This is a genomic window from Pseudomonas sp. Marseille-Q0931 (assembly GCF_940789645.1).
Lineage (GTDB): Bacteria > Pseudomonadota > Gammaproteobacteria > Pseudomonadales > Pseudomonadaceae > Aquipseudomonas.
The window spans coordinates 422,477-444,475 of record NZ_CALNWT010000001.1 but is presented as its reverse complement, the minus strand read 5'-3'; the positions used below and the strand labels follow the sequence as shown (position 1 = coordinate 444,475).

Here is a 21,999-nt window from a genome sequence, read left to right as displayed (position 1 = left end):
ACCTGCAAAGGACGGAGCCTCAGCAAAGCCCATGAGCGAAATCAGCAGTCCACGTCCGCTTCCGCCCTCCGCACCGGTGATTCGCAACACTGCGACCGCTGCCGACATGGCCGTGCGCCTTCTGCAGCCGCTGGAAGGCATGCTGGCAGCCGGCGAGAGCGCCAAGGCCGAAGTGGTCGCGGTTCGCGAGCAGGCGCAGAGCTTCCAGCTGCTGCTGAAACTCACCCTCGAGGGCGGCAAACAGGCGACGCTGCAGGCCGAAAGCTCCAGGCCTCTGGCTCAGGGCAGCGCGCTGATGGTCACCGCACTGTCCGACACTCGCCTGGCGTTGGCCCTGCAGGCAGGCGGCGACAAACCGCTGACCAGTCTCGACCTGCAGCAACTGCCGCCCGGCACTCTGGTCCAGGGCAAAGTCGTCAGCCGCGACGTTTTGCCGCCCCAGGGCGCGCAGACGGTCTATCGCCTGGTGGTGAATCTGCTCAACACCCCGCTTGCCGGTAACCAACTGGCACTCGACAGCCCGCTGCCACTGCCGCTCGGCAGCCTGCTCAGTGCCCAGGTCCAGGGCAGCCAGAGCCTCGCCTTCCTGCCGCTCAGCGGTCGTCTCGATCAGTTGGTACTGGGTCAGCAACTGGCTGCACAGCAAAACCGCCAGGCTTCGCTGGAGGGCTTGTTCAAGGGTCTGCAGAACCTGAGCGGCGGCGATGAAGCACTGCGCGGCAGCATCGACAAGCTACTCGGTGCGCTGCCCGACAGCACCCAGCTGAGCACCGCCAAGGGCCTGGCGCAGGCACTGGAAAGCAGCGGCGTGCTGCTCGAAGCCAAGCTGCTGCAGGGCCAGACCGGCGCCTTGCAACAGGACCTGAAAGCCAACCTGCTGCGCCTGATTGCCCAACTCATGCCGCAACTGCCTGGTGGTGCCAGTACCCTCGCCGGCCTGCAGAATGCGCTCAACCAGAACCTGCCCAACCTCGCCCGGCAACTGCTCGGCGTGAATGCGGCCGGCTCGTCGCGACAGCAGGCACTGACCTTTCCCCTGCCCTCGCGCCTGCTGCAGAACATGGATGGCGAGGCCGACCTGGAAACCCTGCTGAAACTCGCCGCGGCGGCCGTTTCACGACTGCAGACCCACCAGCTGTCGAGCCTGGCGCAAACCCAGGTCGATGCCAACGGCAATCTACTGACCACCTGGCAGCTGGAGCTGCCCATGCGCCACCAGCAGGAAGTGATTCCCCTGCAAGTCAAATTGCAACGCGAGGACAGCGGCAAGCCAGAGAAAACAGAGCAGAAGGAAACGCTCTGGCGCGTGGAGCTGGCCTTCGAACTCGATCATCTCGGCCCGTTGCAGGTGCGCGCGCAACTGCTGCGTGGCAGCCTGTCCAGCCAGTTGTGGGCCGAGCGTGCCGAGACCACCCACCTGATCAATGCCGAACTTGACCACCTGCGTGAACGCCTGCAGGCCGCGGGGCTGGAAGTCGGAGAGCTGGCCTGCAGCCAGGGCATGCCACCGCAGGGACCGAAGACCTCGCTGGAACAACGCTGGGTGGATGAAACCGCATGAGCCGCAAGCAGCAACCCGAAGCCCGACAGGCCATTGCCCTCAATTACGATGGGCAGAATGCGCCAGTGCTCAGTGCCAAGGGTGATGACGAACTGGCCGAAGCCATCCTCGCCATCGCCCGCGAGTACGAAGTGCCGATCTACGAGAATGCCGAACTGGTGCGTTTGTTGGCACGCCTGGAGTTGGGCGACGCGATTCCCGAAGCGCTGTATCGATGCATCGCCGAGATCATTGCCTTCGCCTGGTACCTGCAGGGCAAGACCCCGCCTGGTTTCAAAGCGGATGCGGAACGCGACATCACCCCGCCGCTTCGCCAGCTCAAGGGACCAACGAACTGAGCAGCAACCTCAGCTACTCAACGTCAGCACAGCTATCGACCTCGCAGGAAGATGCTGGGAGATTGTGAGGTGATCGCGCAAGCGGCGGGATTTGTCGGCTATGCGCTAAGCGAACGGGCTGACGGAGCTATTGCGACTGGCCCGCCTTTGGTTTGTGCAGACGACTGATCAGCTCCGCCTCGGCCTTGCTCAGGCCGCAGGACTGGGTCAGGTCCTCGACGCTGGCGCCCATGCCCACCAGGCGCGCCGCCTGAGTGAAGGACAGGCTGCTGGGGTCGCGCTGCTCGATCTGGCTGACCTTATCCGGCAGCGGTGCCACCACGCGGCGCAGCTCGTGTAGCTCCTCGCCCATGCGAATGCTGCCGGTCAGGTAGGTATCGAGGCGCTTGCTCAGCTCCTTGATCCGCGCATCGCGCGCGGCGTCACGCTTGGCCTGCTCGGCCAGCAGGCGCTGCTGGTTGCGATACAGGCCATTGCAGGCGATGCCCAGTGCCACGCATAGCAAGGCCACGAAGGCCAGGGCCGCAGCGAGCATGGCAAACTCGGACATGGCTCAGATGCTCTCCAGCTCCGACCACTCTTCTTCGGACATCATCTTGTCCAGCTCGACCAGGATCAGCAGCTCGCCGTTCTTGTTGCACACGCCCTGGATGAACTTGGCCGACTCGTCGTTACCCACGTTCGGTGCGGTCTCGATCTCGGACTGGCGCAGGTAGACCACTTCGGCCACGCTGTCGACCAGAATGCCGACCACTTGCTTGTCCGCTTCGATGATGACGATACGGGTGTTGTCGGTCACCGGCGCCGACCCCAGGCCGAAACGCTGGCGGGTATCGATCACGGTCACAACATTGCCGCGCAGGTTGATGATGCCCAGCACGTAGCTCGGTGCCCCCGGCACCGGGGCGATCTCGGTGTAGCGCAGAACTTCCTGCACCTGCATCACGTTGATGCCATAGGTCTCGTTGTCCAGGCGAAAGGTCACCCACTGCAGAATCGGATCTTCGGCACCTTGTGCAGAACTTTTCTTCATGTCCCTAGCCTCGTCAAAAACCGCTCAGTGCGGCATGTGCGGGTCGACCCGCTTGTCATCAACTATAGAGCCCGTTGGCACGGGCCCACCAATTCTCAATGCACTTTTCCGCCATTCAGGCGTTTCGCCGCACCGCTGGCGATCAGCTCGGCCAGCGCTGCCACGTCGAGCAGCGCGCACATGTGCTCGATCACCGTACCGGCCAACCAGGGCCGCTGGGTACGCTGACTGCGCCACTTGACCTCGCTGGGGTCCAGGCGAATCGAGCGGCTGACCTGATGCACCGCCAGCCCCCACTCGTAGCCCTGCACGGAAATCACATACTGCAGGCCTTCGCGGAAGTCCTCACGATACCGATCCGGCATCACCCAACGCGCCGTGTCCAGCACCTTCAGGTTACCGGCCTGGCTCGGCAGGATGCCCAGGAACCAATCCGGCTGACCGAACAGCGGCGTCAGCTCCTGGCCCTCGAGCGGATAGATCGAGCCCAGGCAAATCAGCGGCACGGCCAGGGTCAACCCGGCAACGTCGAACAACAGACACTCGAAGGGTTCCTCGGCCCAGGCCGGACGACCATCGGCCAGCAACGCGGCCGGTTGCGGCGCCAGCTCGGCAAGGATGGCAACTTCCGGCGGTGCCTCTTCGATCACCGGCGCCTGCACAGGCGCCAGCAACTCCACCGGCGCGACGGCCACCTTAACCTGCGGCTCGACCACCGCAGCGAGCGCAACCGGCGCAACGACTGGTGCAACCGGCTCGACCAGCCGGGCATCGCGTACCTGCTCCTCGAGCACCGCAGCCTCGAACTCGTCAAGGCTGACGGACATCTCCAGCTCGGCAGCAGCGTCCTGCAGCAACCCATCAAGATAGGACTGCAGGGCCAGCTGGGAACGTGTGGCGGTGGCGAGGTTACGACTCATGACAGGAACCCGGGATACGATCTTGACAGCCTATCGGCCGCAGCCTGCTGCGACTTGAGTGACGCAGTTCAACACAGACGCTCATTTCAAGCCACCTGCGCCGCCGGCTGGTGACTGAGCAGGTGCTTGAGCAGCGCCCGGTAGGCGATCACGCCACGGCTGTTGGCATCGAACTGCGACGGTGTACGCCCCGCCCGGCTGGCATCGCGCAAGCGCGTATCGACCGGAATGTAGGCCTGCCACAGGTGTTCGGGATAGGTGTTGCGCAGCACACGTAGCGTGCTCATCGACGCCTGGGTCCGACGATCGAACAGCGTCGGCACGATGGTGTAAGGCAGCGCCTGCTTGCGCGAGCGGTTGATCATGGCCAGCGTGGTGATCATGCGCTCCAGGCCTTTGACCGCGAGGAACTCGGTCTGCACCGGGATCGCCAACTGCTGGCTGGCCGCCAGGGCATTGACCATCAGGACGCCGAGCAATGGCGGGCTGTCGATGATGGCGTGATCGAAATCCTCCCATAGCTGCGCCAGGCTCTTGGCGATCACCAGCCCCAGGCCGTTCTGTCCCGGCGACTGGCGCTCGAGCGTAGCCAGCGCGGTGCTCGACGGCAGCAGCGAGATATTCTCGTGGCTGGTGCCGTGCAACAGCTGCTTGGGCAGGCCTTGTGGCACATTGCCCTGGTGCAGGAACAGATCGAAGCAACTGTGCTCCAGCGTATCGGGATCATGGCCGAAATAACTGGTCATCGACCCATGCGGGTCGAGATCGACGACGATCACGCGCTTGCCGGCGTCGGCCAACAGGCCCGCCAGCGCGATGGAAGTGGTGGTCTTGCCGACCCCGCCCTTCTGATTGGCTACTGCCCAGACTTTCATCTTCTCTCATCCTCCCGGCAAGAGGCGCTCAGGCCGAGAATGGCTGTCGCACGCACGCAGCAGGCGACTGGGATTTGACGGCTCACGACTGTGGAACCCCCGACGCAGACGCCGGTGCAGGTTGCGTGCCAGCATCGGACTGCTGGGTTGCGGCGCTGCTAGCGCCACGTCGCGTGTCGAGGTTACGGGAAATCACCAGCACGACCCGACGGTTTCGCCCCCTGCCCTCTGCGGTGGCATTGTCGGCCACCGGCTGAAATTCGCCATAACCCACTGCGGCCAGACGCGAAGGATCGACGCCATCCATGGCCAGCATACGCACGATGCTCGACGCACGCGCCGAAGACAGCTCCCAGTTGGTTGGATACTGGGGCGTCTGGATCGGCAGGTTATCGGTGAAACCTTCGACCTTGACCGGGTTCTGGTACGGCGCCAGGATTTTGGCGACCTTCTCGATTATGTCGAATGCCTGGTTGTTCGGAATCGCGTCGCCGCTGGGAAACAGCAGGCTGGAGCTGAGCTCGATCTCGATCCACATCTCGTTGCCGCGTACGGTCAGCTGATCGCTCTGGATCAGATCACCAAAGGCCTCACGCACGCTGGAGGCGATGCTCTGCAAGTTCGAGTCCGAACTCGGGTCGTCCACCGCGGTGTTGTCCGGCTCGCTGGTACGCGGCCGTTCCTCACCGACCGGAATCGGCTTGATCGAGCGATCCGGCTGGTTGAATACGCCAGTCAGCGACTCCGAGAGGATCTTGTACTTGCCTTCGTTGATCGAAGAGATCGAATACATCACCACGAAGAAGGCGAAGAGCAAGGTGATGAAGTCGGCGTAGGACACCAGCCAGCGCTCGTGATTCTCGTGTTCTTCATGTTGCCGCCTGCGCGCCATGCCATGCCTCCATCAGTCCATGAAGCCTTGCAGCTTCAGTTCGATGGAGCGCGGGTTCTCACCCTCGGCGATGGACAGGATGCCTTCGAGGAGCATCTCGCGGTAACGCGACTGGCGCAGCGCGATGGACTTGAGCTTGTTACCAGCCGGCAACAGCAACAGGTTGGCGAAGCCGACGCCGTAGATGGTAGCGACGAACGCCACGGCAATACCGCTGCCGAGCATGCTCGGATCGGCCAGGTTGCCCATCACGTGAATCAGGCCCATCACGGCACCGATGATGCCGATGGTCGGCGCGTAGCCGCCCATGCTCTCGAATACCTTGGCGGCCTGTATATCGCGCGCTTCCTGGGTGTAAAGATCGACCTCCAGAATGCTGCGAATGGACTCGGGCTCGGCGCCATCGACCAGCAACTGCAAGCCTTTGCGCGCATAGGGATCCGGCTCGGCATCGGCCACGGATTCCAGGCCCAGCAGGCCCTCCTTGCGCGCCACCATGCTCCAGCCAACCACGCGGTTGATGCCACCGATCAGGTCGATACGCGGCGGAAAGAAAATCCAGCGCAGGATACCCATGGCACGCTTGAACACCTGCACGGGCGCTTGCAGGAAAGCCGCACCCAGCGTACCGCCAATGACGATTAGCGCGGCCGGGCCGTTGAGCAGAGCACCAGCGTGTCCGCCCTCGAGATAATTGCCGCCCAGAATGGCAACGAACGCCAGGATGACGCCGATCAGGCTCAGTACATCCATACGCATGTTCCCGGCTTAAGCATCGTCACTGGCAGGCCTCGGTCAGATGCCGGCCGATATCGTCCAGACCGTAGACCGCATCGGCCAGATTGGCCTTGACCACCGCCATGGGCATGCCATAGATCACGCAGCTGGCTTCGTCCTGCGCCCACACCTGGCTGCCGCCCTGCTTGAGCAAGCGCGCGCCTTCGCGGCCATCGGCGCCCATGCCGGTCAGCACCACGGCCAGTACCTTGTCGCCATAGGACTTGGCTGCAGAACCGAAGGTGATATCGACACAGGGCTTGTAGTTGAGGCGCTCGTCGCCCGGCAGGATTTTCACCGCGCCGCGCGCATCGACCATCATCTGCTTACCGCCTGGCGCCAGCAGCGCCAGGCCGGGACGCAGGATATCGCCGTCCTCGGCTTCCTTGACCTGGATGCGGCACAGCTTGTCCAGACGCTCGGCGAAGGCCTTGGTGAAGGCGGCCGGCATGTGCTGGATCAGCACCAACGGCGCCGGGAAATTGGCCGGCAACTGGGTCAGTACGCGCTGCAGCGCCACCGGGCCACCTGTGGAGGTGCCGATGGCCACCAGCTTGTAAGCCTTGCGCTTCGGCGCAGACGAAACCGCTGCACCACCAGTACGTGCAGGAGCTGCGGGAGCGGGAGCCGGTGCCGCAGGTCGTGTCGAAACGGCCGGACGGCTAATCGGCGCCGCGCTCGGACTGGCCGCAGTCGGCGCCGGAGCCACCGCAGCCGAGCTGAAACGACGGTTGCTGCGCGCGATGCTGTGCACCTTCTCGCAGAGCATCTGCTTGACCTTCTCGGGGTTACGCGAAATGTCTTCGAAGTTCTTCGGCAGGAAATCCACTGCGCCGGCGTCCAGCGCATCGAGGGTCACCCGCGCGCCTTCATGAGTCAGCGAGGAGAACATCAGTACCGGCGTCGGACAGCGCTGCATGATGTTTCGCACCGCGGTGATGCCGTCCATCATCGGCATCTCGTAATCCATGGTGATCACGTCCGGCTTGAGCGCCAACGCCTGATCGATGGCTTCACGCCCGTTGGTGGCCGTGCCCACGACCTGAATGCTGGGGTCAGCAGACAGGATTTCCGAGACGCGCCGGCGGAAGAAACCGGAGTCGTCCACCACCAGAACCTTAACAGCCATACACACTCCTAGACGGCGCGAAGCAATGGCCCGCGCCGCGAAACATCAGAAACGTCGAGCGTAGCGCTTGAGCATGCTCGGTACGTCGAGAATCAATGCGATGCGTCCGTCGCCGGTGATCGTGGCGCCAGACATCCCGGGCGTGCCTTGCAGCATCTTGCCCAGTGGCTTGATTACCACTTCTTCCTGGCCGACCAATTGATCGACGACAAAGCCGATGCGTTGACTGCCAACCGTGAGGATCACCACGTGGCCTTCGCGCTGACCTTCATGGAAGGCCTGCGGCACCAGCCAGCGCTTGAGATAGAACAGCGGCAGCGCCTTGTCGCGCACGATCACCACTTCCTGGCCGTCGACCACGTTGGTGCGCGACAGATCGAGGTGGAAGATCTCGTTGACGTTGACCAGCGGGAAAGCGAATGCCTGGTTCTCCAGCATCACCATCAGCGTCGGCATGATCGCCAGGGTCAGCGGCACCTTGATGATGATCTTCGAGCCCTGGCCCTTCTGCGAGAACACGTTGACCGTGCCGTTGAGCTGGGAAATCTTGGTCTTGACCACATCCATGCCGACACCACGGCCGGACACGTCGGAAATCTCGGTCTTGGTCGAGAAACCCGGGGCGAAGATCAGGTTGTAGCACTCGAACTCGTTGAGGCGATCGGCCGCGTCCTTGTCCAGCAGGCCCTTCTCCACGGCCTTGGCGCGCAGCACGTCGGCGTCCATGCCCTTGCCGTCATCGGTGATCGACAAGAGGATGTGGTCGCCTTCCTGCTCGGCGGACAGCACCACGCGACCAGCGCGCGCCTTGCCGGCCTTCTCGCGCTCTTCCGGGGTTTCCACGCCATGGTCGACGGCGTTGCGCACCAAGTGCACCAGCGGGTCGGCCAGCGCCTCGACCAGGTTCTTGTCGAGGTCGGTTTCCTCGCCCACCAGTTCGAGGTTGATTTCCTTCTTCAGGTTGCGCGCCAGGTCGCGTACCAGGCGCGGGAAGCGGCCGAAGACCTTCTTGATCGGCTGCATGCGTGTCTTCATCACCGAGGTCTGCAGGTCAGCCGTTACCACGTCGAGGTTCGACACGGCCTTGGACATGGCCTCGTCGCCGCTGTTGAGCCCCAGGCGAACCAGGCGGTTACGCACCAGAACCAGCTCGCCGACCATGTTCATGATCTCGTCGAGGCGCGCGGTATCGACACGCACGGTGGTTTCCGCTTCGCTCGCCGCCGTTGCCTTTTCGGCCGCAGCTGCAGGCGCGGCGCTGGCACGGGCAGCAGCGGGCTCAGCCTTGGCAGGTGCAGGGCTGGCGGGTGCGGCGGCCTTGGGCGCCGCAGCCGGTTTGGCCGCAGGTACCGGGGCCGGCGCCGGCTCGCTGGGCGCTACGAACTTGCCCTTGCCGTGCAGTTGATCGAGCAACGACTCGAACTCGTCGTCGGTGATCTCATCACTGGCCGCAACAGGTGCAGCGGCAACGGCCGCAGCAACCGGCGCCGCGGCTTCGGCTGCGTCAGAGAACTGACCCTTGCCATGCAACTGATCGAGCAGCGCTTCGAATTCGTCGTCGGTTATGTCGTCGCCTGCCGGGGCAGCAGCCGGCGCAGAGGCAACGACAGCGATCGCAGCAGGCGTCTCGACCATGCCGGAGAACTGCCCTTTGCCGTGCAACTGGTCGAGCAGCGATTCGAACTCGTCATCGGTGATCTCATCACCGGCGGCATTCTCCGCACTTGGAGCGGCAGCCGGCGCCTCACCCAGCGCGTCGAGCAGTTGCTCGAATTCGCTGTCAGTGATATCGCCCGAGGCAACGGACGCAGCAACCGCCTGGGGCTCCGGTTCGGGCTCGGGTTGCGGCTGCGCCTGCTGCACCGGTTCAGGGGCCGCTTCGCCGCCACCCGGTTCGGCCAGGCGCGACAGGGCCGCCAGCAGCTCCGGCGACGCGGGCGTCGGCTCACGCCGCTCACGCACTTCGCCGAACATGCCATTGACTGCATCAAGAGCCTCGAGCACTACATCCATCAGCTCCGAATCGACGCGACGCTCACCCTTGCGCAGGATGTCGAAGACGTTTTCGGCGATATGGCAGCACTCCACCAGCTCGTTGAGCTGGAGGAAGCCCGCTCCGCCCTTGACGGTATGGAAACCGCGAAAGATGGCATTGAGCAGGTTCATGTCGTCCGGTCGGCTTTCCAGCTCGACTAACTGTTCGGACAACTGTTCGAGAATCTCGCCGGCCTCTACCAGGAAATCCTGGAGGATCTCTTCATCGGCGCCGAAGCTCATATTGTGTGCTCCTTAGAACCCTAGACTGGACAGCAGGTCGTCGACATCGTCCTGGCTGGAGGCAACGTCATCACGCTTATCGGCATGAATCTGCGGACCTTCACCCCGCGATGGTTCTTTTAATTTTTCCTGTTCGGCGCGCAGCACTTCGTGGTCGTGCTGAATACCGGCGAAACGGTCGACCTGGCTGGCCATGAGCATCAGCTTGAGCAGGTTGCTTTCCACTTCGGTCACCAGTTGGGTGACACGCTTGATCACCTGACCGGTAAGGTCCTGGTAGTCCTGCGCCAGCAGAATGTCGTTGAGATGGCCTGAGAGCTTGGCGCCATCTCGCTCACTGCGGGCGAGGAACAGCTCGACACGCTTGGCCAGCTCGCGAAAACCGTCGGCACCGATTTCACGGCGCATAAAGCGGCCCCATTCGACGTTCAGGCTCTGCGCTTCATCGCTCAGATCATTGACCAGCGGCGCGCTCTGTTCGACCAGATCCATGGTCCGGTTGGCAGCCTTCTCGGTCATGGTCACGACGTAGTTCAGCCGCTCGGTAGCGTCGGCAATCTGCGACAGCTCCTGGGCATGCGGCATACGCGGATCGAGTTGAAAATTGACAATGGCGTTGTGCAGTTCACGGGTCAGTTTGCCGACCTCGTGATACAGCCCGCGATCACGAACCTTGTTGAGCTCGTTGATCAGTTGCACCGCGTTGCCGAAGTTACCTTTTTCGAGGCTATCGACCAGCTCACGGGCATTGGTTTTCAGGGACGATTCAAGGTCACCCAGCGTGGAGTCATCGTGTTCCATAGCACCCTCGCGGCCGGCATCAGCCGTTGACCCGCTCGAAGATCTTCTCGATCTTTTCCTTCAGCACCTGAGCGGTGAAGGGTTTGACTACATAGCCGTTCACGCCGGCCTGGGCCGCCTCGATGATCTGATCGCGCTTGGCTTCAGCGGTCACCATCAGCACCGGCAGGTGCTTGAGGCGCTCGTCGGCGCGTACGGCACGCAGCAGGTCGATGCCGGTCATGCCGGGCATGTTCCAGTCGGTCACCAGAAAGTCGAAACTGCCGCTTTGCAGCATCGGCAGTGCCGAGGTGCCGTCATCGGCTTCCGCGGTGTTGGTGAAACCCAAATCCCGCAAGAGGTTCTTGATGATCCGTCGCATCGTCGAGAAATCGTCAACGATGAGGATTTTCATGTTCTTGTCCAAGTCGACCTCCGTACAGTCCCAAACGTATTGCGCTTGCAACTACGTCCTTTAATCGTGAAACCGTTTGCGCCTGCGAGTACGCCGCCTTCAGCCAGCACGCCATTCACTCAGCCGCGAGCGCAGACGCGCCGCGCACTGGCTGTGCAACTGGCTCACGCGTGACTCGCTAACCCCCAGCACTTCACCGATTTCCTTCAAGTTCAGTTCTTCATCGTAATACAGCGCCAGCACCAGACGTTCGCGCTCCGGCAAACCGGCGATGGCATCGGCCAAGGCCGCCTGGAAGCGTTCGTCTTCGAGGTCCCGCGAAGGTTCGAGGTGAGTGTGTCCGGCGTCTTCGTGCAGCCCGCCATGCTCGCCGTCCTGCAACAGGTCGTCGAAGCTGAACAGGCGGCTGCCCAAAGTGTCGCCAAGAATGCCGTAGTAATCCTCCAGACTCAATTGGAGTTCGGCCGCGACCTCGTGATCTTTAGCGTCGCGCCCAGTTCTTGCTTCAACGACACGAATAGCATCGCTGACCATACGGCTGTTGCGGTGCACCGAACGCGGCGCCCAATCGCCCTTGCGCACCTCGTCGAGCATGGAGCCACGGATACGGATACCCGCGAAGGTCTCGAAACTGGCGCCCTTGCTGGAGTCGTATTTGCGCGAGGCTTCGAGCAGGCCGATCATGCCGGCCTGGATAAGATCATCGACCTGCACGCTGGCCGGCAAGCGGGCCAGCAGGTGGTAGGCGATGCGCTTGACCAGCGGCGCATAGCGCTCGATCAGCTGGTGCTGGGAGTCCTGCGCCTGAGCCTTGTTGTACATACGAAGTCCAGAGGCTGCTGTCATACGGCCGAGTCTGCGGTCGGTTGTTGCACCAGACGCTCGACGAAAAACTCCAGATGACCACGAGGATTGGCCGGTAACGGCCAGGTATCTACCTTCTGAGCTATCGCCTTGAACGCCAGGGCGCACTTGGATCGAGGGAAGGCTTCATAAACGGCGCGCTGCTTCTGCACGGCCTTACGCACACATTCATCGTAGGGCACGGCACCGACATACTGCAGGGCGACATCGAGGAAACGATCCGTCACCTTGGTCAGCTTAGCAAAGAGATTGCGTCCTTCCTGCGGGCTATGGGCCATATTGGCCAATACACGGAAGCGACTGATGCCGTGATCGCGATTGAGCAGCTTGATCAGCGCGTAGGCATCGGTAATCGAGGTGGGCTCATCGCACACCACCACGAGGATCTCCTGCGCAGCACGCACGAAGCTGACGACCGCATCGCCGATGCCGGCAGCGGTGTCGATCACCAGCACGTCAAGATTTTCGCTGATGTCACTGAATGCCTGGATCAAGCCTGCATGCTGCATCGGCGTGAGACTGACCATGCTCTGTGTGCCGGACGCTGCCGGCACGATGCGGATGCCGCCCGGCCCCTGCAGCAGGACGTCACGCAGATCGCATTCACCCGAGATGACATCAGCCAGGGTGCGCTTGGGCGTGAGTCCCAACAGAACGTCGACGTTGGCCAGGCCCAGGTCAGCGTCCATCAGCATCACCCGACGGCCGAGATCGGCCAGGGCCATGGACAGATTGACCGACACATTGGTCTTGCCGACGCCACCCTTGCCGCCAGTAACCGCAATCACCTGTACGGGATGCATAGCCATGTTCTTTCTACACCTTGTCTAACTTCGACTTGGCCCTACAGGCCGTTGAAAACACCCGTTGAGGCCGTTCACTCCCGCGCCACGTGGCGGGAGGGTGCAACATTCTCGCCGCTTCAGCCGGCTCGCTTGGCCGGATTGTGATAGAGGCCGGCGAACATCTGCGCCATGGCGTCTTCACTCGGCTCCTCGGCGGCCTGCAGCCCCACTGCGCGGCTGACCAACTGATGGCTACGCGGCACTTGCAGGTCATCCGGAATCCGCGGCCCGTCCGTCACATAGGCTACCGGCAGTTGCTGGCCTATAGCCAGACCTAAAACCTCACCCAGACTCGCGGCTTCATCCAGCTTCGTCAGTATGCAGCCTGAAAGGCCACAACGCTTGTAACTATGGTAGGCCGCCTTGAGCACTTGGCTCTGACTTGTTGCGGCCAATACCAGATAATTCTTCGCCTTGATGCGTGCCGAGGCCAGGCTCTCCAGCTGCATACGCAGCGCCGGATCGTTGCCTGGCAGGCCAGCGGTATCGACCAGCACCACGCGTTTCTTGGCCAGCGGCGCCAGCGCCTGCAGCAGAGACTGACCAGGATCGACCTGAGTCACCGACACACCGAGAATGCGCCCCAGGGTCTTGAGCTGCTCCTGCGCGCCAATACGGAAGCTGTCCATGCTCACCAGAGCGACCTGTTGCGAGCCGTACTTAAGCACGTAACGTGCGGCCAGCTTGGCCAGGGTGGTGGTCTTGCCCATGCCGGCCGGACCGACCAGAGCGATCACTCCGCCCTCTTCCAGCGGCTCGACCTTGGGCGTACTGATCGCGTGAGCCAGATGCGCCAGCAGCATACGCCAGGCCTGACGCGGCTCGGCAACGCCGGCCACCTTGCTCAGCAGCGCCTGCGACAGCTCGGCAGACAGCCCCATGCGCTGCAGGCGGCGCCACAGATTGGCCTGCTGCGGGCGGCGATTCTGCAACTGCCCCCAGGCGATGGAACCCAGCTGTACTTCGATCAGCTCACGCAAGCCGTGCAGCTCGAAGCGCATGGCTTCCAGTGCGCGCGGGTCGACCGCAGGCGTAGCAGGTACAGCGGCTTCGACCGGGCGCTGCGGCTTGACCAGGGTCGCCGGCAGTTCGGGCGCCAGCAGCGACTCATTGGCGAACAGTTGACGGTCCTTGCCGGCATCCTGCTCGGCACGCGTGGTCAGCTCGGCCTGGGCACTGGCGATGCGCGCCTGGGTCTTGCGCAGCTCGGCTTCCAGCGCCGGGTTCGGGCGCACCGGCGTCGGCGCCTGATAGTCCAGCGCTGCCGTCAGCTCGACACCACCGGCGACACGGCGATTGCCGATGATCGAGGCGTCGGCGCCCAATTCATCACGCACCAGTTTCATGGCGGTCCGCATATCGGCGGCGAAGAAGCGTTTGACCTGCATGACCCTTTACCTCAGTTCTGGCCAACCGTAGCGACTATGGTGACCTGCTTGTTGTCCGGAATTTCCTGGTATGCCAGCACGTGCATGCTGGGTACCGCCAGCCGCGCGAAGCGCGACAACATCGCCCGGACCGGTCCGGCCACCAGCAGAATCACCGGCTTGCCGAGCATTTCCTGGCGCTGCGCCGCTTCCACCAGGGAACGCTGCAGCTTCTCGGCCATGCCCGGTTCGAGGAGGATGCCATCCTCACCGCCCTGACCGGCCTTCTGCAGACTGTTGAGCAAGATCTGTTCCAACCTTGGTTCGAGGGTTATCACAGGCAGCTCCGGCTCTAGTCCCACGATGCCTTGCACGATGGCGCGGGCCAGCGAGACGCGTACCGCGGCGACCATCGCGGCGGGATCTTGACTCTTCGGCGCGACGTTGGCGATGGCCTCGGCGATGGTACGGATGTCACGCACCGGCACCTGCTCCTGGAGCAGCGCCTGCAGCACCTTGAGCAGGGTCGACAGCGATACCAGCCCCGGCACCAATTCTTCGGCTAGCTTCGGCGAACTCTTGGCCAGCAGCTGCATCAGCTGTTGCACTTCCTCGTGTCCCAGCAGCTCGTGGGCATGCTTGTGCAGAATCTGGTTGAGATGAGTGGCCACCACGGTACTGGCATCGACCACGGTGTAGCCCAGCGACTGCGCCTGATCGCGCTGAGTGGGGTCGATCCACACGGCCTCCAGACCGAACGCCGGATCCTTGGCGGCGATGCCATTGAGCGGGCCGAACACCTGGCCGGGGTTGATCGCCAGCTCGCGGTCCGGATAGACCTCCGCCTCGGCGACACTGACCCCCATCAGCGTCAGACGATAGGCGTTGGGCGCCAAATCAAGGTTGTCGCGGATATGCACTGAGGGCATGAGAAAGCCCATCTCCTGCGACAGCTTCTTGCGCACACCCTTGATCCGCGCGAGCAGCTGGCCACCCTGGTTGCGATCGACCAGCGGAATCAGGCGATAACCTACCTCCAGGCCGACCATGTCCACCGGGGTGACATCGTCCCAACCCAGCTCCTTGACCTCCTGGGCCTTCTGCGCCGGCAGCAGTTCCTGCTGACGCTGGACTTCCTTGACCTCCGCCTCCTCGGCCCGACGTTTCTTGTGCGCAATCCAGTAAGCACCGGCGGCAGCCACCAGCCCCAGGCTGATGAAGGAGAAATGTGGCATACCCGGCACCAGGCCCATGGCGATCAGGATCGCAGCGGCCACCGCCAGAGCACGGGGCGATGCAAACATCTGCCGGTTGACCTGCGCCCCCATGTCTTCGGAGGTGGACACCCGGGTCACCATCACGGCGGCGGCCGTGGACAGCAACAGCGAAGGAATCTGCGCCACCAGACCGTCACCTATGGTCAGCAAGGTGTAGACCTTACCGGAGTCGGCGAAAGCCAGGTTGTGCTGCAGCACGCCGATGGCGATGCCGCCGATCAGGTTGATGAACAGGATCAGCAGACCGGCGATGGCGTCGCCGCGAACGAACTTGCTGGCACCGTCCATCGAGCCGTAGAAGTCAGCCTCCTGGGCTACTTCGCTGCGGCGTTTCTTGGCCTCGTTCTGATCGATCAGACCGGCGTTGAGGTCGGCATCGATGGCCATCTGCTTGCCGGGCATGGCATCGAGGGTGAAGCGCGCGCTGACCTCGGAAATCCGTCCGGCACCCTTGGTGACCACCACGAAGTTGATGATCATGAGGATGGCGAACACCACGATACCAACCACGTAGTTGCCGCCGATCACCACCTCACCGAATGCCTGGATCACCTGACCAGCCGCGCCATGCCCTTCGTGACCATTGAGCAGCACCACACGGGTCGAGGCCACGTTAAGCGCCAGACGCAACAGCGTGGCGGCCAGCAGGATAGTGGGGAATACAGCGAAATCCAGCGGCCGCAGCGCGTAGATACTGACCAGCAACACAACGATGGACAACGCGATACTGAAGGTGAACAGGGTATCGAGCAGAAACGGCGGCACCGGCAACATGACCATGCCGAGCATGACCAGCAGCAGCAGCGGAATGCCCAGGTTGCCATGGCGCAAACCTGCAAGGTTGCTGCGTACGTCACCGATTAACTGTGCGCGATCTACTGCCACGTCCCTACCCCAAGCCATTCAATCTTTTGACGCGAAAGTGCGTCCTAGAGAGGTCATGGCAAGAAGCGTTCCAAAAGTGACACGACAGCGCGCTACACGCCCTAAGAGTCGCGGCGTAGATCCGCCGGGATCGGGAAGTCCGGTAGCGGGCCTGGGCGCTTGCCCTTGCCGGCCTGGTACTGACGAAGCTGATAGACGTAGGCCAGCACTTGAGCCACGGCCAGATACAGGCCAGCAGGAATTTCCTGGTCCAGCTCGGTGGAGTAATACACCGCACGAGCCAATGCCGGGGACTCCAGCACCATCACCTTGTGCTCCTGGGCGATCTCGCGAATCTTCAGCGCCAGGAGGTCGCCGCCCTTTGCCAGCAACACCGGTGCGCTCCCCTTCTCCGGGTCGTACTTGAGGGCTACGGCGAAGTGCGTCGGGTTGGTGATGACCACGTCAGCCTGCGGCACGGCTTGCATCATCCGCCGTTCGGCCATCTCACGCTGCAGTTGACGAATACGTCCTTTGACTTCGGGCTTGCCCTCGGTGTCCTTGTATTCGTCGCGCACCTCCTGCTTGGTCATCATCAGCTTCTGCTTGTGACTCCACAGCTGGAACGGCACATCCACGGCAGCAATCAGGATCAGCCCGCAGGACAGCCAGAACGCGCTCCAGCCGACAACCTTCAGGCTGTGCAGGATGGCAGGCTCGACGGGCTCGTTGGCAATGGCCAGCAGATCGTCCTGGTCCACCGAAAGCACCACCAGCGCCACCGCAAGGATTACCAGAAACTTGGCCAGCGCCTTGAGCAACTCGACCAACGCCTGAACCGAGAACATGCGTTTGAGACCCGCCAATGGGTTCATCCGACTGGCTTTCGGTTGCAGCGCCTCGGCAGAAAACAACCACCCCCCGAGCGCGATGGGGCCAGCGATGGAGGCGATCAACAACGCAATGAAAAAGGGTTGAACCGCCAGCAATGCCTGCTTGCCAGAAGCCAGCAGATAAAGCGCCATGCTGCGCTCGCTCATCAGCACATCGCGCGGCAAACTGAAATTGCCGCGCATGACATCCATCAACACATTGCCCATGTAGGCGCCGAAAATGATCAGGGCGACAGTGCCGGTGAGCGTCACCGCCACCGTATTGAGCTCCTTGGACCGAGCGATCTGGCCTTTCTTGCGCGACTCTTCAAGTCGCTTGCCTGTGGGTTCCTCGCTCTTGTCAGCGCCGCTCTCGCTTTCGGCCATCGCTACCTCACAAGAGCGAATTCGCTCAGCTGTTGCAGGGCTTCGCTGGCCAGCGCCTGGAACAGGTTGCCGAAATCGGAAAGCCCCACCCAGAAAATCACCAGGCCCATGGCCAGGGTCAGGGGGAAGCCGATGGAAAAGATGTTCAGTTGCGGCGCGGCGCGCGTCATCACGCCAAACGCCAGGTTGATCACCAGCAGCGCAGTGACCATGGGCAGCGTCAACAACAGGCCGGCGCCGATCACCCAGCCCAGTTTGCCAGCCAGCTCCCAGTAATGATTGACCATCAACCCTTGCCCGGACGGCAGCGTGACGAAGCTCTCCGCCAGAATTTCCAGCACTACCAGATGGCCGTTGATGGCCAGAAACAGCAAGGTCACCAGCATCAGCATGAACTGGCCAAGCACCGGCACCGACACACCATTGGTAGGGTCGACCATGGAGGCGAACCCCAGGCCCATCTGCATGGCGATGATCTGCCCCGCAACGGCGAACAGATGAAAGAACAACTGCAGAATAAAGCCGAACATGGCGCCGATCAGCACCTGCTCGAGGATCAGCAGCAGACTACGCAGGCTCAAGGCATCGACCTGCGGCATCGGTGGTAGCGTCGGTACCAGCACCACACTGATGGCCAGCGCCAGATAGAGGCGTACGCGGTTCGGCACCAGCTGGGTACCGATGATGGGCATCACCATCAACATCGCCGCGATGCGAAACAACGGCAGCAGAAACTGGCCGACCCAGCCGCTGATCTGCTCGTTGCTCAACTCCAGCATCGCGCCCAGCCCCTCAACCGATGAGGTACGGAATGTTCTGGATCAACGTCTGGGTGTACTCCATCAGCTGACTCACCAGCCAGGGGCCGGCCCAGATCAGCGTGATCAGCATCACCATCAGGCGCGGCAAAAAGCTCAGCGTCTGTTCGTTGATCTGCGTGGCAGCCTGGAACATTGCAACCATCAGACCGACAATCAGGCTTGGCACCACCGCCAGACCGACGATCAGCACGATCAGCCAGAGCGCTTCGCGAAACAGGTCAACCGCTACCTCGGGAGTCATCAAAGGCCTCGCTATATGGTGCCGAAACTGGCGGCCAAGGTGCCCATGATCAGCGCCCAGCCGTCAATCAGGACGAACAGCATGATCTTGAATGGCAATGAGATGATCAGTGGCGACAGCATCATCATCCCCATCGCCATGAGGATACTGGCGACCACCATGTCGATGATCAAAAACGGGATGAAGATCATGAAGCCGATCTGGAACGCGGTCTTCAGCTCGGAGGTGACGAAGGCCGGCACCAGAATGGTCAGCGGCACGTCCTCCACGCTGGCCAGGTCGGTGCGTTTGGACAGCCGCACGAACAGGGCCAGGTCGCTCTCACGGGTCTGCGCCAGCATGAAGTCGCGAATCGGCACCTCTGCCCGGCTCAGCGCTTCTTGAGCGATGATTTCCTCGTTCAGGTAGGGCTGCAGGGCATCGGTGTTAATCCGGTCGAAGATCGGCGCCATGATGAACATCGTCAGAAACAGCGCCAAGCCAACGAGAATCTGGTTCGAGGGGGTCTGCTGCAGACCCAGGGCCTGACGCAGGATGGAAAAGACGATGATGATGCGGGTGAAGCTGGTCATCAGCATGACGAACGCCGGAATGAAACTCAGGGCCGTCATGATCAGCAAAATCTGCAGGCTGACCGAATATTCCTGCTGCCCCTCGGCATCCGTCGACAGGGTAATGGCCGGGATCGACAATGGGTTGCTGCCCTGCTGAATCAGCGAACTGGTACCCGGCGGATCTTCGGCGAACGCCAGTGAAGCAGCCAGGCTCAGCAGCACTACCAGCAACAAACGCAACATCAGGATTTGTCCTTCTGATCCTTGCCCAGCAGCTCCATCAGGCGCTGGGCGAACTCCGGCGTAGCGGGCTCGGCATCGGACAGGTGCACGGGCTCCTTGAGCACATGCAGAGGCGCGATACGCCCGGCAGACAATCCCAGCAGAATCTGCTCGTTGCCCACCTGCACCAGCACCAGACGATCGCGCGTGCCAAGCGCCTGAGTGGCCAGCAACTTGATCACCTGTCCGCCCCGTGGCGCGAGCCGCTGCACACGACGCAACAGCCAGGCCAGCAGGAAGATCAAACCGATCACCAGCAACAGGCCGAGCAGCAACTGCCCCAACTGGCCGGCCACATCGCTGCCGGCCATGGGCGTGGCGGCCTTGTCCGCAGGCTCGGCTGCCAGCGCAAACCCGGGCAGCGCAAGCAACAACGCTAAAAGTCGGGCCATGATCAGCGCAGCTTCTTGATACGTTCGCTGGGGCTGATCACGTCCGTCAGGCGGATGCCGAACTTCTCGTTGACCACCACCACCTCGCCGTGAGCGATCAGGGTGCCGTTGACCAGCACATCGAGCGGCTCACCGGCCAGACGATCCAGTTCGATCACCGAGCCCTGATTGAGCTGCAGCAGGTTGCGGATAGTGATATCGGTGTTGCCCACTTCCATGGAGATGGACACTGGAATATCCAGGATCACGTCCAGATTGGGCCCATCCAGAGTGACCGGCAGATTGCTGGGAGACGGCGCGCTGCCGAACTCTTCCATCGGTGCGCGCGGCGCTGCAGGTCGTGCCGCCTGAGCGGAACCGGCCAGCATGGCATCGATGTCGTCCTGACCTGCATCACCTGCTTCGGCCAGCGCGGCAGCCCACTCATCGGCCAGGGCCTGTTCCTCTGGGGAGGTGTTTTCTTCGTCTGCCATCGTGATTCCTCGCCTGGCTTCTGCTATTCGTTCACGTCGGGCTTTGTCAGCCCTGGAGAGTTACCAACGCCTCAGCGTTGGCGTTCGATTGGTTCCAGCACCTGCAGGGCCAGATTGCCCTTGTGCGCTCCCAGCTTGACCTTGAAGGTCGGCACGCCATTGGCGCGCATGACCACGTTGTCCGGCAATTCCACGGGGATCACATCACCCGGCTGCATATGCAGGATGTCGCGCAGCTTCAACTGGCGGCGGGCGACGGTGGCGGCCAGCGGCACGCTGACATCGAGGATGTCCTCGCGCAGGGCCTTGATCCAGCGCTCGTCCTGATCGTCGACATCGGATTGGAAACCGGCATCGAGCATTTCGCGGATCGGCTCGATCATCGAGTACGGCATGGTGATGTGAAGGTCACCACCACCACCGTCGAGCTCGATATGGAAGGTGGACACCACCACCACTTCGCTGGGGCTGACGATGTTGGCCAACGCCGGGTTGACCTCGGAGTTGACGTACTCGAAGTTGATATCCATCACCGCGTGCCAGGCCTCACGCAGGTCGACGAACGCCTGGTCGAGCACCATGCGCACCACGCGCAGCTCGGTGGGGGTGAATTCACGACCTTCGATCTTGGCATGGCGCCCATCGCCACCGAAGAAGTTGTCCACCAGCTTGAACACCAGCCTGGCATCGAGGATGAACAGGCCGGTGCCGCGCAGCGGCTTCATCTTCACCAGGTTGAGACTGGTCGGCACGTACAGCGAATGCACGTATTCGCCGAATTTCATCACCTGCACGCCACCGACGGCAACGTCAGCCGAGCGGCGCAACAGGTTGAACATGCTGATACGAGTGTAGCGGGCGAAGCGCTCGTTGATCATCTCCAGCGTCGGCATGCGCCCACGGACGATGCGATCCTGACTGGTCAGGTCATATTGCTTGACGCTACCCGGCTCGGCAGCGTCCTCGGTTTCCACCAGGCCGTCATCGACGCCATGCAACAGCGCATCGATCTCGTCCTGGGAAAGCAGGTCTTGCACGGCCATCTTCAGCTCCCGCTACTGCAACACGAAATTGGTGAACAGCACCTGCTCGACCACAGTGCTGCCGGTTTCTTTCTGCGCCAGCTCCTGCACGCTGGCCAGCGCCAGCTGCAGGAGCATCTCCTTGCCCAGCGGCGTTTGCAGCGCGGCAAAATCCTGGCCGGACAGCAGCATCACCAGGCGGTTGCGCAATACCGGCATATGCACCTTGAGCTTTTCCATGCCGGCGCTATCGCGGCTCATCAAGGCAATGCTGACCTGCAGGTAGCGGGTACGATTCTGGTGATTGAAATTGACCACGAAGGCCGGCATCAGATCCTGGTAGATGGCCGGCTGGCGCACAGGCGCCGCCGCGGCCTCTGCCGACTTAGCCTCCTCGCTCTTGTAGCCCTTGCTGAAAATGAACCAGGCACTGCCCACGGAAAGGCCAACGGCCAGCAGCAGGCCCACCACGATCAGAATGATGAGTTTGAGCTTGCTCTTGCCGATGGGTTGTCCGTCGGCAGTCGGTGCCGCTTCTTTCTTAGCCATGCCAATAATCCGTCAGTACCTACGTTCTTTCCGCATTCAAAGGGTTAAGAGCAAGTGTTATGCCAGCATATGAGCAGGCTTGTCTAACTCCGGGCCGCGGATTTAACCGCTCCAGCTGCCTGCTGTCACCCAAAATGCATTCGCCCGAGCACCTTTCGGCAACCCGGGCGAGTGCAAGTCTAGCGGAGGAAC

General features: G+C 62.2%; 24 protein-coding genes. 2 read left to right on the top strand and 22 right to left on the bottom strand.

Translation table 11 applies throughout. The features are described 5' to 3' along the window. The first annotated feature begins 31 nt into the window (after positions 1-31). Complete coding sequence (locus P3C50_RS02235; protein ID WP_275544707.1) at positions 32-1,561, top strand: flagellar hook-length control protein FliK; 1,530 nt, start codon at positions 32-34, stop codon at positions 1,559-1,561. Continuing rightward, entirely contained in the window at positions 1,558-1,899 is a 342-nt protein-coding gene (locus tag P3C50_RS02230) for an EscU/YscU/HrcU family type III secretion system export apparatus switch protein (RefSeq protein ID WP_275544706.1), read from the top strand. Before P3C50_RS02235 ends, P3C50_RS02230 begins: the two co-directional genes overlap by 4 nt. Before the next feature lie 127 nt (positions 1,900-2,026). On the opposite strand, the gene P3C50_RS02225 is transcribed toward P3C50_RS02230, so the two are convergent. The 22 genes from P3C50_RS02225 to fliL all read right to left on the bottom strand — a co-directional run bounded on the left by P3C50_RS02225 (position 2,027) and on the right by fliL (position 21,807). Further along, positions 2,027-2,449: a DUF2802 domain-containing protein gene (locus tag P3C50_RS02225; RefSeq protein ID WP_275544705.1), complete on the bottom strand. Its 423-nt coding sequence runs from the start codon at positions 2,447-2,449 to the stop codon at positions 2,027-2,029. A 3-nt stretch (positions 2,450-2,452) separates the two neighbouring features. Then, positions 2,453-2,932: a chemotaxis protein CheW gene (locus tag P3C50_RS02220; RefSeq protein WP_003243242.1), complete on the bottom strand. Its 480-nt coding sequence runs from the start codon at positions 2,930-2,932 to the stop codon at positions 2,453-2,455. 95 nt (positions 2,933-3,027) lie between these two features. Then, positions 3,028-3,852 carry a CheW domain-containing protein gene (locus P3C50_RS02215; RefSeq protein WP_275544704.1) on the bottom strand — a complete coding sequence of 275 codons (825 nt, stop codon included), beginning with the start codon at positions 3,850-3,852 and terminating at the stop codon, positions 3,028-3,030. 86 nt (positions 3,853-3,938) lie between these two features. After that, positions 3,939-4,727 carry a ParA family protein gene (locus tag P3C50_RS02210; protein WP_275544703.1) on the bottom strand — a complete coding sequence of 263 codons (789 nt, stop codon included), beginning with the start codon at positions 4,725-4,727 and terminating at the stop codon, positions 3,939-3,941. Between the two features lie 82 nt (positions 4,728-4,809). Further along, complete coding sequence (gene motD, locus P3C50_RS02205) at positions 4,810-5,619, bottom strand: flagellar motor protein MotD (RefSeq protein WP_275544702.1); 810 nt, start codon at positions 5,617-5,619, stop codon at positions 4,810-4,812. Between the two features lie 12 nt (positions 5,620-5,631). Beyond that, positions 5,632-6,372 carry a flagellar motor protein gene (locus P3C50_RS02200; RefSeq protein WP_161928836.1) on the bottom strand — a complete coding sequence of 247 codons (741 nt, stop codon included), beginning with the start codon at positions 6,370-6,372 and terminating at the stop codon, positions 5,632-5,634. Between the two features lie 25 nt (positions 6,373-6,397). Next, on the bottom strand, positions 6,398-7,525 hold the full coding sequence (locus P3C50_RS02195; protein WP_275544701.1) for a protein-glutamate methylesterase/protein-glutamine glutaminase: 1,128 nt from the start codon (positions 7,523-7,525) through the stop codon (positions 6,398-6,400). A gap of 45 nt (positions 7,526-7,570) precedes the next feature. After that, positions 7,571-9,802, bottom strand: a complete 2,232-nt coding sequence (locus P3C50_RS02190) for a chemotaxis protein CheA (RefSeq protein ID WP_275544700.1) — start codon at positions 9,800-9,802, stop codon at positions 7,571-7,573. A 12-nt stretch (positions 9,803-9,814) separates the two neighbouring features. Further along, the gene (locus tag P3C50_RS02185) at positions 9,815-10,603 is read right to left on the bottom strand and encodes a protein phosphatase CheZ (RefSeq protein WP_275544699.1); all 789 of its coding nucleotides are present in this window, start codon (positions 10,601-10,603) and stop codon (positions 9,815-9,817) included. A gap of 19 nt (positions 10,604-10,622) precedes the next feature. After that, complete coding sequence (locus P3C50_RS02180; protein ID WP_169968482.1) at positions 10,623-10,997, bottom strand: chemotaxis response regulator CheY; 375 nt, start codon at positions 10,995-10,997, stop codon at positions 10,623-10,625. Positions 10,998-11,096: 99 nt separating this feature from the next. Continuing rightward, positions 11,097-11,843, bottom strand: coding sequence for an RNA polymerase sigma factor FliA (gene fliA / locus P3C50_RS02175; protein ID WP_026088789.1), 747 nt, complete (start codon positions 11,841-11,843; stop codon positions 11,097-11,099). Beyond that, a complete protein-coding gene (fleN, locus tag P3C50_RS02170; RefSeq protein ID WP_162275021.1) occupies positions 11,840-12,670 on the bottom strand; it encodes a flagellar synthesis regulator FleN in 831 nt (276 codons plus the stop codon). The genes fliA and fleN overlap by 4 nt, the downstream gene beginning before the upstream one ends. 113 nt (positions 12,671-12,783) lie before the next feature. Further along, on the bottom strand, positions 12,784-14,094 hold the full coding sequence (gene flhF, locus P3C50_RS02165; protein ID WP_247722460.1) for a flagellar biosynthesis protein FlhF: 1,311 nt from the start codon (positions 14,092-14,094) through the stop codon (positions 12,784-12,786). A gap of 11 nt (positions 14,095-14,105) precedes the next feature. Then, positions 14,106-16,253: a flagellar biosynthesis protein FlhA gene (flhA, locus tag P3C50_RS02160; protein WP_275544698.1), complete on the bottom strand. Its 2,148-nt coding sequence runs from the start codon at positions 16,251-16,253 to the stop codon at positions 14,106-14,108. 83 nt (positions 16,254-16,336) lie between these two features. Continuing rightward, complete coding sequence (gene flhB, locus P3C50_RS02155; RefSeq protein WP_275544697.1) at positions 16,337-17,473, bottom strand: flagellar biosynthesis protein FlhB; 1,137 nt, start codon at positions 17,471-17,473, stop codon at positions 16,337-16,339. Positions 17,474-17,475: 2 nt separating this feature from the next. Then, positions 17,476-18,252, bottom strand: coding sequence for a flagellar biosynthetic protein FliR (gene fliR / locus P3C50_RS02150; RefSeq protein ID WP_099523124.1), 777 nt, complete (start codon positions 18,250-18,252; stop codon positions 17,476-17,478). 13 nt (positions 18,253-18,265) lie between these two features. After that, on the bottom strand, positions 18,266-18,535 hold the full coding sequence (gene fliQ, locus P3C50_RS02145) for a flagellar biosynthesis protein FliQ (RefSeq protein WP_096826229.1): 270 nt from the start codon (positions 18,533-18,535) through the stop codon (positions 18,266-18,268). An 11-nt stretch (positions 18,536-18,546) separates the two neighbouring features. Continuing rightward, positions 18,547-19,338 carry a flagellar type III secretion system pore protein FliP gene (gene fliP / locus P3C50_RS02140; RefSeq protein WP_275545331.1) on the bottom strand — a complete coding sequence of 264 codons (792 nt, stop codon included), beginning with the start codon at positions 19,336-19,338 and terminating at the stop codon, positions 18,547-18,549. Further along, a complete protein-coding gene (gene fliO, locus P3C50_RS02135) occupies positions 19,332-19,763 on the bottom strand; it encodes a flagellar biosynthetic protein FliO (protein WP_275544696.1) in 432 nt (143 codons plus the stop codon). Before fliO ends, fliP begins: the two co-directional genes overlap by 7 nt. 2 nt (positions 19,764-19,765) lie before the next feature. Beyond that, positions 19,766-20,236 (bottom strand): flagellar motor switch protein FliN, encoded by a 471-nt coding sequence (gene fliN, locus P3C50_RS02130; protein ID WP_275544695.1) that lies wholly within the window; start codon positions 20,234-20,236, stop codon positions 19,766-19,768. A gap of 71 nt (positions 20,237-20,307) precedes the next feature. Then, positions 20,308-21,279, bottom strand: coding sequence for a flagellar motor switch protein FliM (gene fliM, locus P3C50_RS02125; protein ID WP_084341004.1), 972 nt, complete (start codon positions 21,277-21,279; stop codon positions 20,308-20,310). 12 nt (positions 21,280-21,291) lie between these two features. Beyond that, on the bottom strand, positions 21,292-21,807 hold the full coding sequence (gene fliL, locus P3C50_RS02120) for a flagellar basal body-associated protein FliL (protein ID WP_275544694.1): 516 nt from the start codon (positions 21,805-21,807) through the stop codon (positions 21,292-21,294). Between the last annotated feature and the right edge of the window lie 192 nt (positions 21,808-21,999).